General features: G+C 67.4%; 11 protein-coding genes. 6 read left to right on the top strand and 5 right to left on the bottom strand.

The window, feature by feature from the left end:
- The first annotated feature begins 148 nt into the window (after nucleotides 1-148).
- A complete protein-coding gene (locus AC1DIP_RS04690; RefSeq protein WP_477733017.1) occupies nucleotides 149-3031 on the top strand; it encodes a sialidase family protein in 2883 nt (960 codons plus the stop codon).
- A 72-nt stretch (nucleotides 3032-3103) separates the two neighbouring features.
- Here the strand turns inward: AC1DIP_RS04690 and AC1DIP_RS04685 are convergent, their stop codons facing one another.
- A complete protein-coding gene (locus AC1DIP_RS04685; protein ID WP_476207413.1) occupies nucleotides 3104-3802 on the bottom strand; it encodes an ATP-binding cassette domain-containing protein in 699 nt (232 codons plus the stop codon).
- A gap of 31 nt (nucleotides 3803-3833) precedes the next feature.
- A complete protein-coding gene (locus AC1DIP_RS04680) occupies nucleotides 3834-4937 on the bottom strand; it encodes an FtsX-like permease family protein (protein ID WP_476207411.1) in 1104 nt (367 codons plus the stop codon).
- A gap of 166 nt (nucleotides 4938-5103) precedes the next feature.
- On the opposite strand from AC1DIP_RS04680, the gene AC1DIP_RS04675 reads away from it, so the two are divergent.
- The 4 genes from AC1DIP_RS04675 (at nucleotide 5104) to AC1DIP_RS04660 (ending at nucleotide 9088) form a co-directional block, all read left to right on the top strand.
- Nucleotides 5104-6414, top strand: a complete 1311-nt coding sequence (locus tag AC1DIP_RS04675; RefSeq protein ID WP_477733016.1) for a sensor histidine kinase — start codon at nucleotides 5104-5106, stop codon at nucleotides 6412-6414.
- Complete coding sequence (locus AC1DIP_RS04670; protein ID WP_476207408.1) at nucleotides 6411-7070, top strand: response regulator; 660 nt, start codon at nucleotides 6411-6413, stop codon at nucleotides 7068-7070. The genes AC1DIP_RS04675 and AC1DIP_RS04670 overlap by 4 nt, the downstream gene beginning before the upstream one ends.
- 116 nt (nucleotides 7071-7186) lie before the next feature.
- On the top strand, nucleotides 7187-8800 hold the full coding sequence (locus AC1DIP_RS04665) for an AMP-binding protein (RefSeq protein WP_477733015.1): 1614 nt from the start codon (nucleotides 7187-7189) through the stop codon (nucleotides 8798-8800).
- 102 nt (nucleotides 8801-8902) lie between these two features.
- Nucleotides 8903-9088 (top strand): hypothetical protein, encoded by a 186-nt coding sequence (locus tag AC1DIP_RS04660; protein ID WP_477733014.1) that lies wholly within the window; start codon nucleotides 8903-8905, stop codon nucleotides 9086-9088.
- Between the two features lie 234 nt (nucleotides 9089-9322).
- Here AC1DIP_RS04660 and AC1DIP_RS04655 read toward each other — a convergent pair whose 3' ends face one another.
- Both AC1DIP_RS04655 and AC1DIP_RS04650 read right to left on the bottom strand, forming a co-directional pair.
- The gene (locus AC1DIP_RS04655) at nucleotides 9323-9622 is read right to left on the bottom strand and encodes an antibiotic biosynthesis monooxygenase family protein (protein WP_477733013.1); all 300 of its coding nucleotides are present in this window, start codon (nucleotides 9620-9622) and stop codon (nucleotides 9323-9325) included.
- Nucleotides 9623-9648: 26 nt separating this feature from the next.
- Entirely contained in the window at nucleotides 9649-10176 is a 528-nt protein-coding gene (locus AC1DIP_RS04650) for a GNAT family N-acetyltransferase (protein ID WP_477733012.1), read from the bottom strand.
- Between the two features lie 143 nt (nucleotides 10177-10319).
- On the opposite strand from AC1DIP_RS04650, the gene AC1DIP_RS04645 reads away from it, so the two are divergent.
- On the top strand, nucleotides 10320-11561 hold the full coding sequence (locus tag AC1DIP_RS04645; protein ID WP_477733011.1) for a GAF domain-containing sensor histidine kinase: 1242 nt from the start codon (nucleotides 10320-10322) through the stop codon (nucleotides 11559-11561).
- A gap of 70 nt (nucleotides 11562-11631) precedes the next feature.
- On the opposite strand, the gene katG is transcribed toward AC1DIP_RS04645, so the two are convergent.
- On the bottom strand, nucleotides 11632-13926 hold the full coding sequence (katG, locus tag AC1DIP_RS04640; protein ID WP_477733010.1) for a catalase/peroxidase HPI: 2295 nt from the start codon (nucleotides 13924-13926) through the stop codon (nucleotides 11632-11634).
- Between the last annotated feature and the right edge of the window lie 118 nt (nucleotides 13927-14044).

The raw sequence follows: 14044 nt of genomic DNA, 5'->3' as shown, positions 1-14044 counted from the left end.
ATCACATTTGCGGGCAGCCTCGGCGTCGTTACCTCCCCTCGAGCCGCCGCGCGGCGTCCAGAAAGGACATGGTTTGCGAACTACCACTAAAAGAACCAGGAAAAGATCACTGAGGAAGGCCGCCGGCGCGGGCGCCGTGGCCCTGTGTGTGCTGGCTGGCAGCGCGCTGCCCGCGGAGGCCGCGCCCATCCCGTCCAGCAGCCCCACTGTTCCACCGGGCAGCTTCCAGGAACAGAACCTGGCGGCAGACCGGACCGCCAACAACTTCTTCTACCGGATCCCCGCGCTCGCACACCTGGGCAACGGCGTGGTCCTCTCAGCCTGGGACGGCCGGCCCGGCAGTGCTGCCGATGCCCCCAACCCCAACTCCATCGTGCAGCGCCGCAGCACGGACGGCGGCCGCACGTGGGGCCCGGTGCAGGTCATCGCCACCGGGCACGTGGCCGACGCCAGTGGCCCGAAGTACGGCTACAGCGACCCGTCCTTCATCTACGACGCCGAGGCCGGGAAGGTCTTCGCGTTCTTCGTCTACTCCAAGGAACAGGGCTTCGGCGGCAGCCAGTTCGGCAACGACGACGCTGACCGGAACGTCATTTCCTCCGCCGTCATCGAATCGTCCGACGGCGGTGCCACGTGGAGCCAGCCCCGTCTCCTCACCGGCGTCACCAAGCCAGGCACCAGCAAGACCAGCCCCGCGGCGGGCGACGTCAGGTCCAACTTCGCGTCCTCGGGCGAAGGCATCCAGCTCAAATACGGACCCTACAAGGGACGCCTGATCCAGCAGTACGCCGGCGACGTCCGCCAGGCAGACGGCACCAACAGGATCCAGGCCTACAGCGTCTACTCCGACGACCACGGTGCTACGTGGCACAAGGGCGCCAACGTGGGTGACCGGATGGATGAGAACAAGACCGTGGAACTCTCGGACGGGCGGGTCCTGCTCAACTCGCGGGACAACGCCAACCAGGGCTACCGCAAGGTGGCGGTCTCCACCGACGGCGGCGCCACCTACGGGCCGGTCACGCAGGACACCGAATTGCCGGATCCGGCCAACAACGGTGCTATCGCCCGGATGTTCCCCAACGCCGCGCAGGGCTCGGCCGATGCGAAGAAGCTGATCTTCACCAACGCGAATTCCAAGACTGCGCGTGAGAACGTTTCAGCCCGGGTGTCCTGCGACGACGGCGCCACCTGGCCGGGACTCCGCACCATCCGATCCGGCTTCTCCGCCTACTCCACGGTGACCACGCTGGACGAAGGCAGGTTCGGCGTCCTGTACGAGGGCAACTACACGGACAACATGCCGTTCGCCTCCTTCGATGACGCGTGGCTGAACTACGCCTGCGCCCCGCTGGCGGTCCCCGCCGTCACCACCGCACCGGGAGCCACCAAGCAGGTGGCCGTGACAGTGACCAACCAGGAAGCCGCAACGCTTTCCGGCGCCAGCGCCACCGTCTACACCCCGTCCGGCTGGTCTGCCACCACGGTGCCCGTGCCTGATGTCGCACCCGGTGCCTCCGCGACCGTGAATGTGGACCTCACCGCCCCGGCCAACGCCAGCGGCCCGCAGAACCTCAACGCGGCGTTCACGACGGCGGACGGCCGGGTTTCGCAGGCCACCTTCACGGCCACCGTGCCGGTGTCCCCGCAGGTGGGCCTCACCATCACCGGTTCCGCGCCGGACCGGGACGTTGCCGCCAGCCCGTACCAGGCCGGCGACGTGCTCAGCTACACGTTCAACGTCAGGAGCACGGCCAACGTCACCGCCAATTCCGTGCCCGTTTCCGGTACTTTCGACGCCGGCTTCCTCCCGCCGTCGGCCCCTAACTGCCGGTTCAACAACCTGGCTGCAGGTGCCGGCTACACCTGCACCACGGCTAAGCACACGGTAACGGCCGAGGACGTGGCGCGCGGCTACTTCGTCCCGGAGGCGGCATTCAGCATTACTGCCAGCGCGACGCCGTCGCTCACCAAGATGGTTCCCTTCACCGGCGCCGCCGTGGCACTGCGTGATGGCCTGGCGGCCGCCTCCATCGCTGGCAGCCGCAACGACGCCGGCCGGGACCTGGCCGCGCAGCCGTACAGCGCGGGGGAGGCGTTCCCCTATAAGTTCGACGTCACCAACACCAGCCCCCTGGTGGAAAAGGTGGTACCCACCGCCGGTAACTTCAGCCCGTTTGTCCCGGACGGCCCGGGCAACTGCCGTTACAGCGTCCTGCCCGCCGGTCAGTCCTACACCTGCGCCACTCCCCGTCACACCGTCACCGCCGAGGAAGCAGCCCAAGGGTTCTTCGTCCCCGAGACCTCCTGGGAGGTCAGCGCCGCCGGCCAGGCCACCCGAACCTATGCCGTTAACGGCGGCGAGGTGGACCTGAAAGTGCGCGACGCCAGGCTTGAAGGCACCGTCGACGCGGAATGGAAGGACGCCGACGGCGACCGGTACGCCTCAGCGGGCGATACCGTCACCTACACCTACACCCTGGGCAACGCCGGAAACGTGGCATTGACAGCGGTTTCAGCCCCGGACGCGGGCATCAGTGAACAGCTGCTGGCCGCCGGCAGCAGCGTGACCGCCACCCGGGACTATGTCCTGACCGCGGCTGATGTCTCCGCCGGCCAGTTGGCGCCCGTCAGCTTCGAGGCCGCCGCGGACAACGGTGCCAAGCGCATTACGGCATCGGTGGCCGGCGGGAGCATCCGGCTCAACCTGCAGCCCGCGCAACCCGAATCCGCGCCGGCGCTGGCGGTCCAGGACTTTGAAGGCCAGACGCCTCCGTCGGACCTCGGCACCGCGGACAAGTACCGCAACGGCCAGAAAGTGGTTCTCGCGGGCCTCGACTACGGGCAGTGGTACTACGTTTACCTCAACAAGCGCAGCTACCGGATCGGCTGGATCTTCCCCACCACGGCTAACACGGTGGAGTTCATCCTGCCTGCCGACGTGCCGAACGGCCGCGACGACGTAGTGGTGCTGGACAAGGACGCCAAACAGGTGTCCTTCGACCGCCTGCAGGTGACCCCCAAGGGTTAGTCCGCGGCCTTTTTACGAACGCAAAACGGCCCCGGTGGGTGGCACCGCCGGGGCTGTTTTGCGTCGTTACCGTCAGGCGCCTGCCAGCACCGGCGCCGTGAGCCGGCCGTCCCGCATGGTGGCCACCTCGTCGGTCAGCGGCACGAACTCGGTGTCATGGGTGACCATCACCGTTGCCACCGAGAATTCGGTGGTCACCTGCCGAAGCAGCGCCACAATGGAGGCACTCCGTTCGTGGTCCAGTGCCGCCGTCGGCTCATCCACCAGCAGGACCCTGGGGCTGCCCATGAGCGCCCGGGCAATGTTTACGCGCTGGCGCTGGCCGCCGGAGAGCTGGTGCGGAAGTTTCCCCGCGCTGGCGGACAGCCCGACGACGTCCAGCAGTTCGGCGGCCCGCGCCTTTGCCGCTTTGGCGGACTTTCCGCGCAGGTGGTCGCTGATGACGAGCTGTTCGACGGCGGTGAGCGACGGGAGCAGGTTGGGCTGCTGGAAGATGATGCCCACTTTCCCGCGCCGCAGGGCTGTCAGTTCCTTGTCGCGGAGCCCCGCGGTGTCGGTGCCGTCGATGATGACTTGGCCACTTGTGGGGCGGACCAGGGTGGCGGCGGTGGCCAGGAGGCTGGATTTGCCGGAGCCTGAGGGGCCGACGAGTGCCACCAGCCGGCCGGCTTCGGCGGTGAGGCTGACCCGGTCCAGGGCGGTGGTGGTGCGGCCGCCGTCGGGATATTCGAGGGTGACGTTGAGCAGATTCAGGGGAGCGGTTGTGGCCATGACGTTTCCTTTCAAAGGGAGGGAGGAGGGGTTAGTTGCCGCCGAGCGCCAGGAGCGGGTCGACCTTGGTGACGCGCCGGACGGCCAGCGCCGCGCCGGCCAGGCCCAGGGCAACGATCCCGACGACGGGAACCACCGTGGTGACCAGGTTCAGCTGGAAGGGGGCGGCCTGCGCGGCCAAGAAGCCGGCGGCAGCACCCACGGCCCCTCCGGTTCCGGCGCCGGCCAGCAGCACGATGGCGGCCTGGGTCATGGCGTCCCGAAGGATGTAGGAACTGGGTGCGCCCATGGCTTTCAGGACGGCGATGTCGCGGGTGCGCTGGATGGTCCACACGGTCAGGAAGGCGACGATCACCAGTGCAGAGATTCCGTAAAGGAACGCCTGCATCAGCGTCAGCGACCCGTTCTCGCTTTTGAAGGAGCCCAGCGCCTGGAAAGATCCCGTGCGGGATTCGCTGACCGTGTGCGCGGCGGAATCGGCGGCGGCCCGGTCGACGTCCGCCCCGTCCGCGTAGGTAACGGCGACGACGGTGGCCAGCTGGCCGGCGTCGGACACGTGCGCAGCTTTGGCCCATGCGGGCAGCGCGGTCCACACCACGCTGGTGTGCGCGTACCACTGGTCCGGCACCACGGCGGCGACGGACAGCTCCACGCCGCCCAGGGACACCTTGTCCCCTTGGCCCACCGACAAAGCCTCCGCCACCGAGGCGCCCACCACGGCCGTGCCGGTGGAGACCTCCACGGGCGCCAGCGGACTCCCCGGCGAAACGCCGAACACGGCAACATTCGCCGTCCCCGAACCATCCGCCGTCTGTGCCCTTGTCTGGGTGACGCCCAGCGGTTCGGCAGAACGGACACCGGGCTGGCCCTTCCAGCTGTCCACCTGCACGGCGGTCACCGAGCTTTCGGTATAGGACGCCTTGGGGGAGCCGGAGCCGGGGGCACCGAAGGCGATAACGTCCACGGGTGTGGCGGCGGACGACCCAAGCCTTCCGATGGCGGACGTGGATTGCTCGGCGAGCCCCGCGGTCAGGCCGGACAGCATGACCAGCAGGAGGGTGATCAGGGCTACGACGCCGCCCATCATGGCGAACCGGCCTTTGGCGAAGCGGATATCGCGGATTGCCAGGAACACGTTGTTTCTTCTCTCAGCAGGGGTGGATTGTTCTGTAGTTCCACTCTCCTGGCAGGAGCCTGCCCGGGGATCGCGGGAATGGTTGATCCACGGGAATGGAAGGGTTGATACCGGAGTCAACCTTTTGGTTGATTCCCGGCACGTGCTCCCGGCATAAGCTGGTGAAATGCCTGCCACGCCCCTGCCGCAACCACCGGAAGCGCGCGGCGGTATCCCCAAGCGAGGGCCATTGAACGCCCTGGAAAACGCGTCGTCGGCAGCCATCCTGAGGGTCCTGCGGGTCACGCTGCACACGGGGTTTGCGCTGCTGCTGGCCGTCGGCCTGGTCCGGATGCTGATGGCGGGAGGTACCGTGCGCTGGGTGTGGGCCGGCGCCGCCGTCGTCCTTGCTGCCCTCTACCTGGCCGGCACGGTCCTGGAAAAGCGCCACGCCGAGGGGCGGACCGGGGTGGATCCCCGCCGCTACGGTGTGCTGTGGCTCGGCCTTGTGACGGCCCTGTGGGCGCTCCTGCTCGCAGGCAGCCCCGACTTTGCCTGGCTCGCGTTCCCCATCTTCTTCCTCCACCTGCACCTGCTGCCGCGGCGTGCCGCGCTCCTGGCCATCGCGCTGATGACGGCAGCGGTGATCGGTTCCCAGTGGGCCGCCAGCGGTGCTCCGGTTCCGCATGCGGCGGCCGTGGTGGGGCCTGTCCTGGGGGCGATTTTCTCGGTGATCACCGGCCTGGCCTACGCGGCTTTGTACCGCGAGGCCGAAAACCAGCGGCGCGCTGCGGATGAGCTGCGGCGGACCCGTGAGGAACTGGCCCGGTCCCAGCATGAGGCCGGCGTGCTGGCAGAGCGGGAGCGGCTGGCCCGGGAAATCCACGACACCCTGGCGCAGGGCCTGTCCAGCATCGTGCTGCTGGGGCGGGCAGCGGAGCAGTCGCTCGCAGACGGTGATGACGCCACGGCTTCGGGCCGGCTGGCGCTGGTGCAGCAGACCGCGGCGGACAACCTGGCCGAGGCCCGCAGCTTTGTCCGCGGCCTGGCTTCGCCCCAGCTGGAGGGAACCACCCTGGTGGAGGCCCTGGACCGCTTGTGCGGCAGGACCGAGACCGACGCTGCGGCTGCGGGGGTGTCGCTGCGCTGCCGGCTGGAGGTGGACGGGGAAGTCCAGGACCTGCCCCAGCCCGCCCGCGTGGCACTGCTGCGCGCGGCGCAGGCGAGCCTTGCGAACGTCCGCGAGCACGCCCGGGCAAGCACCGCCGTCGTCAGCCTTGCCTTCCTGGGCAGTGAAGTGACCATGGACGTGTACGACGACGGCACGGGCTTCGACCCGGAGGTTGCGGCAGGTGCCGCGGGCGCAGCGGACGGCAGCGGCTTTGGGCTGCGCTCGCTGCGGGAACGCGTGGCCGCCCTGAACGGGACCCTGGCGGTGGAGTCGGCGCCGGGCGAAGGCACGGTGGTGGCCATCCGGCTCCCGGTGGAGGAACTGTGAGTGAGGTCCGGGTTCTGTTGGTGGACGACCACCCGGTGGTCCGCGCCGGGCTGCGTGCCATGCTCACCGGTTTTGAGGGCATTTCGATCGCCGCGGAGGCCGCTGACGGGAGGGCGGCGCTGAGGGAACTGGCGCGGCTCGCTGCCCTGGACGAGGCACCCGATGTTGTCCTGATGGACCTGCAGATGGGGGAGGGGATGGACGGCGTCACCGCCACCGCCGAAATCAGGAAACTCGACGCACCGCCGCCGGTGCTCATCCTCACCACTTATGACACGGACGCGGACATCCTCGCCGCGGTCGAAGCCGGGGCGAGCGGCTACATGCTGAAGGACGCGCCGCCAGAGCAGTTGCGGCAGGCGGTGCTGCAGGCGGCCGCCGGCGGCACGGTCCTGGCGCCCCGGGCCGCAGCGCTGCTGATGGGCCGGATCAGCAACCCCGGGACCTCGCTGACCCCACGGGAAGTGCAGTTGCTGGAACTGCTGGCCACGGGCCTGTCCAACCGCGCCATCGCCAAGCAGGTGTTCATTTCGGAAGCGACCGTGAAGACGCATTTGGTGCACATCTACGGCAAACTCGGTGTGGACAACCGCACTGCCGCGATCGCCGCCGCAACGCAGCGGCGGATCATCCGGCCGCCCGGCGCCAAGGGCTGACCTGTCGGCGCATGACAGCAGTGCGCGGCATGTGACGACCATCTCAGTGCAGTAGGTTGATTCCACGGTGTTACAAATGCCGGTGTTTCAAGGTGCTGTTGTTCGAAGGAGAACGAATGTCCCGTCCGGTTCCAGCCGTTGATGCCCTTCTTGCCACCTATGGCGCCCCGGACGCCTGCGCGGCCGATCTTCTCTGCGACGGCCATGACCCGAACGCCGTTGCCTTCACGGTGGTGGCTGCCGATCTTTCCGCGGAGGACATCACCTATGGCGCGCTCCGGGAACGCTCGGAACGGGGAGCCGCAGCCCTGGCCGAGCTGGGCATCGGCCCCGGGGACGCCGTAGCCACCCTGATGGGAAAGTCGGCAGACCTGGTGGTCATGCTCCTGGCCATCTGGCGGCGGGGAGCGGTCCATGTGCCGCTGTTTACGGCCTTTGCATGGCCCGCTATCGAATTACGGCTGACCGCCTCCGGGGCAAAGGCCGTGATCACCGATCCGGACCAGCGGGCGAAGATCCAGCAGACCCCTGCCGCCGTCGTCGTTGCCGGGGCCGAAGCCTCCCGGCCGGACCTGGCGCTCACGCCGCTCCTGGCCCGGCAGCAGCCCGGGATAGCAGCCGAGGCCGTGGGCGGTGACGGTGCCCTGGTGCTGATTTTCACGTCCGGAACCACGGGCGCCCCCAAGGGCGTACCGGTGCCCCTCCGGGCGTTGGCCGCGTTCCGCCAGTACATCGAACTTGGCCTGGACGTCAGTGAAGAGGACGTCTTCTGGAACGCCGCGGACCCCGGCTGGGCCTACGGCCTGTACTACGGGATCCTCGGCCCCATGGCGGCGGGACGGCGGAACATCCTGCTGCGCCCCGGATTCTCCCCGGAACTCAGCTTCAAGGTGCTGAAGGCATTTTCCGTCACCAACTTTGCCGCAGCGCCCACCGTCTACCGCACCATGCGCGCGAAAGCCGACGCCGGAACGGGTCCTTTCCAGCTTCGGCGGGCCTCATCCGCCGGCGAACCGCTGACCCCTGAAGTGATCAGCTGGGCGCGGGAGGTTCTGGGCGTTCCGGTGCGGGACCACTATGGACAGACAGAGCACGGGATGATGATCATCAACGCCTGGCATGACGACGTCAGGACGGAGCTCAGGCCCGGTTCCATGGGCCGGCCCCTGCCGGGGTGGAGCTGCGCGGTCCTCAAGGACAACGCCGACGAGCCGGCTGCGCCCGGCGAGCTGGGGCGGGTCGCCGTCAACGTGGCAGAGAGTCCCATGATGTGGTTCAAGGGCTACCAGGATGCGCCGGCGAAGACCGCCGAAAGGTTCAGTGCGGACGGCAAGTGGTACCTGACCGGTGACGCGGGCATGGTGGACGCGGACGGCTACTACTTCTTCTCCTCCCGCGATGACGACGTGATCATCATGGCCGGATACCGGATTGGCCCGTTCGAGGTGGAAAGCGTCCTGGCCACGCATCCGGCGGTGTTGGAAAGTGCCGTGGTGGGCGCTCCCGACGAACTGCGCGGTGAAGTCCTTGAGGCCTACGTGGTCCTGGCGGACGGCACCGCCGCCAGTGATGCCCTGGTGCTTGAACTCCAGACCATGGTCAAGACGCAGTACGCCGCCCACGCCTATCCCCGCCGCATCCACTTCGTCGCGGACCTGCCCAAGACGCCGTCGGGAAAGCTGCAGCGCTACATCCTGAGGCAACAGCGGGCAACGGCACCTGGCAGCTAGCAGGTCGACGGTTCTTGGGGAGGCGCAGAAACCTCGAGCTGTTCCGGAGCCTTTTCCACCGCAGGCTGTTAGCGTTGAGGCCCAGCCAACGAAGGAGGAGCGATGTCCATCAATTCACCTGATTCACTGCCTGAGGACGAGCCGCAGGAGGGCACCGCAGCCGGCAAGGGAAATGCCGACGGCGGGATTCCGGGTGGTAAGGACGGCGTCGGGATCTCGGATGGGGCCGAGCCCAACACCTTTGAGCCGGAAGAGGACCCCGACGCCTCGGCGGGCCCCGCAGACTGACGGGCCCGGCAGACTGACGGGCGCCTCAATCTGAAGGGCGGCCTTCAGCCCGAGGGCCCGGGGCCAGCCTCAAAGTTCGATCAAGATTGGCCAAAGCCCCGGCAATTTGTGATGGCCACAAACTACTGGCCGGTAATTTATAACTGTTTCCATCGCCAGTTCCCCGGCAGGAAGCAAGGAGCCCCCGCGCTGGAGCGAGACTCGCGCGGGGGCTTTCCCCAAGCCAACGGAGTTCTATTCCGCCCGCTCTACCAGGGTGAAGTGCTCCACTACCGGAAACGGCTCATAAAAACGGTGCAGCAGGGAACGCCACTGCTGGTACTCGGGTGAGCCCCGGAACCCTACCGTATGGTCCTCCAGCGACTCCCATTCCACGAGCAGCAGGTATGTATTGGGGGGCTCGACCGAGCGCGACAGGGACAGCGATACGAACCCCGGCATTGAAGCGATGATGTGGCGCGCCTGGCCAAAAGCGGCCTCGAAGTCCTCTTCCTGGCCAGGAATAACGGGAAGCAGCGCGTGTTCTGTGATCACTTGGCAAGCCTCGCATACCGGACTGCTTACGCCGGCTCGTCGGTGTCAATCCAGTAGCGCCGCTTGCCGTTGCGCGTGTCCTCGTACCGTCCGCCGTTCTTTTCGATAGTCGCCCGGGACCCCGCGTTGTCCTCGTCGCAGGTCAGGAGGGCGCGATGGATGCTCAGTGCCCGTGCTATCGGCAGCGCGTCAGCGAGCGCCTTCGCGGCATGGCCGCGGCGCCTGGCGGAAGGCCTGACGCTGTAGCCGATATGCCCGCCTTCGTTCAGGAGGTAGCCGTTCAACTCATGCCTGATGGCCAGCGACCCAAGGAACGTGCCGCCGTCGGCAATCCACAAATAGGTGCAGGGCACGTAGCCCGGCTTCCGCACCGTTTCCGGCAGCGCGTCTTTGATGAGGACATCGACGAAGCGGCCAAAGACGGCGGGGTCCCTGAGCCCGTCAAGGGACCAGCCCTCGGCGCCTGCGCCATCAAGATGGGCACCCCGGAACTCCGCCGTCCCCTCCAGCCAGGAAGAGTGGAGGGCTGGGTCCGGAACGATGAGCTTGGCCATACCAGGATCCTATGCCGCCTGCCGGAGCAATGCCTCGGGATCCCGGCCCGCGGCAGAGGAGCGGGGAAACGTATTCCCGGGACACAGGCGCTGGCCTGTACTATCTCCCCGGGGACCCCTTTGCGGTCTGGGAAGGGACGTTAATGGTTGGCACGCACTCGTTGACAGCAGCGCTCAGCGATCCACTCGGACGGGACGAATTACTGCAGGAGTACGGGTTCACCTTCGCCGACAGCGGGGGACGGCAGCGGAGCGTTGATGAGGCGCTTTCAATGGAACCCCTCCAGAACCTTGTTCAGCTGGCCGCAAAGCTCTGCGGCGTCCCCTACGGCGTGATAAACGTTGTCACTTCCGATGAGCAGCAGCAGGTGGCCGCCGTCGGCTTTGAGGCCGCCGTATGCACCCGGGAGGACTCCATGTGCTCACAAGTCTTCCTCTCGGGGAAGACAACGGTTGTTCCGGACGCTTCCCTGGACCCCCGTCTCGCATCGAATCCGTTTGTGACAGGGGAAATCGCCGCGGTCCGGTTCTATGCTTCGGTTCCGCTTGAGACGTCGTCGGGGTTCGTGCTGGGGTCCCTGTGCGTCTTTTCCAATTCAGCGGGCACACCCGACAAGGACCAGCTGGACATGCTGGAGATCCTGGCCCGCCAGGCAGTGCAGCTGCTCGAGCTCCAGCGGCGCACGCTGCAGCTGAACGGTGCCCTCGAAGAGGTGCGCGAAAGCAATGCGAAGCTGGCGGAGTTTGCCGGACGCGTCAGCCATGACCTGCGCGGGCCGCTCACCACCATGCTGGGCTATGTGGAGCTGGCAGAGGATGAAGTGGACGGGGACCACCCGGCGGCCGAGTACCTGCAGATCATCGGCGCCAGCGGCCGCCGCATGCTGGCCATGCTTGAGGACGTCCTGACCTACTCACGGATGGGCGGAGTCCTCCAGCGGCAGCACGTATCCCTCCAGGAAGTGGCGGCCGAGGTGGCGAGGGATTTGGGCCTGTCCTTCGGGCCCGGAGCCGTCCTGGACAGCGAGGAACTGAAGCTCCACGTGGACCCGGGGCAGTTGCGCACCCTGCTGCAGAACCTCGTGGCCAATGCCATGAACTACCGGAGCCCGGACCGGGACCTCAACGTGCGCATCAGCGGCATTTCGAACTACCACGGGATCACCGTGCTGGTGGCGGACAACGGCAAGGGCATTGCGCCGGCGGACCGGCAGCGCGTGCTCGAACCCCTGGTCCGGCTGCACCGCCAGGGGGATGGCCAAGGCTCGGGCCTGGGCCTGTCCATCTGCCGGCGCATTGTGGAAGCACACGGCGGGGAACTGAGCCTGAAAGAGACTCCAGGCGGTGGAACCACAGCCGTCATCAGCTTCCCGACCGATCAGTAGGCCAATCCTAAACAGGTCCGGGCCGGCTGCTTGATGCAGCCGGCCCGGACCCCCGATCAGGTCACCCCGGTCAGTTCAGGTCGAAGCGGTCCAGTTCCATGACCTTTGCCCAGGCGGCCACGAAGTCGTGCACGAACTTCTCCTTGGCGTCCTCGCTGGCGTAGACCTCGGACAGTGCCCGCAGCTGCGAGTTGGAGCCGAAGACCAGGTCCACCGGGGTGGCCGTCCACTTGAGTTCGCCGGTGGCAACATCGGTGATCTCGTAGGAGTTCTCCTCGGACTCCGACGCCTTCCATTTGGTGCCGGGCGAGAGCAGGTTGACGAAGAAGTCGTTCGTCAGGACCTGTGGCTTGTCCGTCAGCACACCGTGGCCGGAACCGCCCACGTTGGTGCCCAGGGCCCGCATGCCGCCCACCAGCGCCGTCATCTCCGGCGCGGAGAGGGCCAGCATGTACGCCTTGTCCAGCAGGAGGGTCTCAGGCTGGACCTTCGCGCCGGGGCGCAGGTAGTTGCGGAAGCCGTCGGCCCGCGGCTCCAGGTACTGGAAGGATTCGACGTCGGTCTGCTCCTGCGTGGCGTCCGTCCGGCCCGGACGGAACGGCACCGTGACGGGGAACCCGGCGTCGGCTGCTGCCTTTTCCACCGCGGCGGCGCCCCCCAGGACGATCAGGTCAGCCAGCGAAACCTTCTTGCCGCCGGCCTGTGCCGAGTTGAACTCCTCCTGCACCCGCTCGAGTACGGGAAGCACGGCAGCCAGCTGCTCCGGCTCGTGGGCCTCCCAGCTGCGCTGCGGCTCCAGCCGGATCCGGGCGCCGTTGGCGCCGCCGCGGCGGTCCGTCTTTCGGTAGGTTGCAGCCGATGCCCAGGCGGTGCTGGCCAGCTGCGGGATGGTCAGTCCGGAGTCAAGGAGCTTGGCCTTGAGCCCGGCAATGTCCTGTTCGCCGATCAGTTCGTGGTCGACGGCGGGGACCGGATCCTGCCACAGCTGCGCCTCCGGAACCCAGGGCCCCAGCATGTGCGGGCCCACCGGTCCCATATCGCGGTGCAGCAGCTTGTACCAGGCCTTGGCGAAGGCCAGGGCGAACTGGTCCGGGTTCTCCAGGAAACGCCGGCCGATCTTCTCGTACTCCGGGTCGAAACGCAGCGACAGGTCCGTGGTCAGCATGGTGGGCCGGTGCTTCTTGTTGGGGTCGTGCGCATCCGGGATGATCTCGGGAGCGTCCTTGGCGACCCACTGGTGGGCGCCGCCGGGGCTCTTGACCAGTTCCCATTCGTACTCGAAAAGGATCTCCAGGAAGCGGTTGCTCCACTGCGTGGGCTTGTCCGTCCAGGTGACCTCCAGGCCGGAGGTGATGGTGTCGCCGCCCTTGCCGCTGCCGTAGGTGCTGAGCCAGCCCAGGCCCTGCGCCTCCAGGTCCGCGCCCTCGGGTTCCGGTCCCACGTGTGCGTCGGCGGGGCCGGCACCGTGCGTCTTGCCGAACGTGTGGCCGCCGGCGATCAGAGCGAAAGTCTCTTCATCGTTCATCGCCATGCGCTTGAACGTCTCACGGATGAACGCGGCAGCAGCCACGGGGTCCGGGTTGCCCATGGGGCCTTCGGGGTTGACATAAATGAGGCCCATCTCGGTGGAGCCGACCTTGTCAGCCATGGTGCCCTCACCGGTGTACCGCTCATCGCCGAGCCAGGCGTCCTCGGGGCCCCAGAAGATCTGCTCGGGCTCCCACACATCCTCCCGGCCGAATGCGAAGCCGAACGTCTTGAAGCCCATGGACTCAAGGGCAACGTTGCCGGCGAGTACCAGGAGGTCCGCCCAGGAAAGCTTCTGGCCGTACTTCTGTTTGACCGGCCACAACAGGCGCCGGGCCTTGTCCAGGTTGGCGTTGTCCGGCCAGCTGTTCAGCGGCGCGAAGCGCTGGCTGCCGTCGCCTGCGCCACCGCGGCCGTCAAAGACGCGGTAAGTGCCCGCAGCGTGCCAGCTCAGGCGGATCATCAGGCCGCCGTAATGGCCGAAGTCCGCCGGCCACCAATCCTGGGAAGTGGTCAGGACCTGGCTGATGTCCTGCTTGAGGGCATCGACGTCGAGCTTCTGGAATTCCTCGCGGTAGCTGAAGGACGGGCCAAGCGGGTTGCTTGCCTGGCCCTGCGTGTGCAGCACGGACAGGTCCAGCTGGTTGGGCCACCAGTCCTGGTTGGTCCGCGGGCGGGTTCCCTTGGGTTGCGGGGAATCGATCGCCGGGTTTTCGCTTTCACTGCCCTGGGCGGTGGCGCTGCCATGGGCCACCGGGCACCCGCCCTCAACCTTCTGGTCCAGGCCCTGTGCGCTCCCGGGAGTGGGGACCGGGGGATGGTCTTGGGGATCGGTCATGTGCTTTTTCCTTCCGTTGGGCCGAGGCCGCGGTTGGACTCGGGCAGCCGGTGCAACCCTCCTATTTGACCATGGACGGGTGACAGGGGGAGACCCTCCTACGCCAGGGGTGAAACCC

The sequence above is a fragment of the Pseudarthrobacter sp. 05T312 genome, from assembly GCF_056396685.1.
Note: the sequence above shows the minus strand (reverse complement) of the source record. Positions and strands in the feature narration are given on the sequence as shown.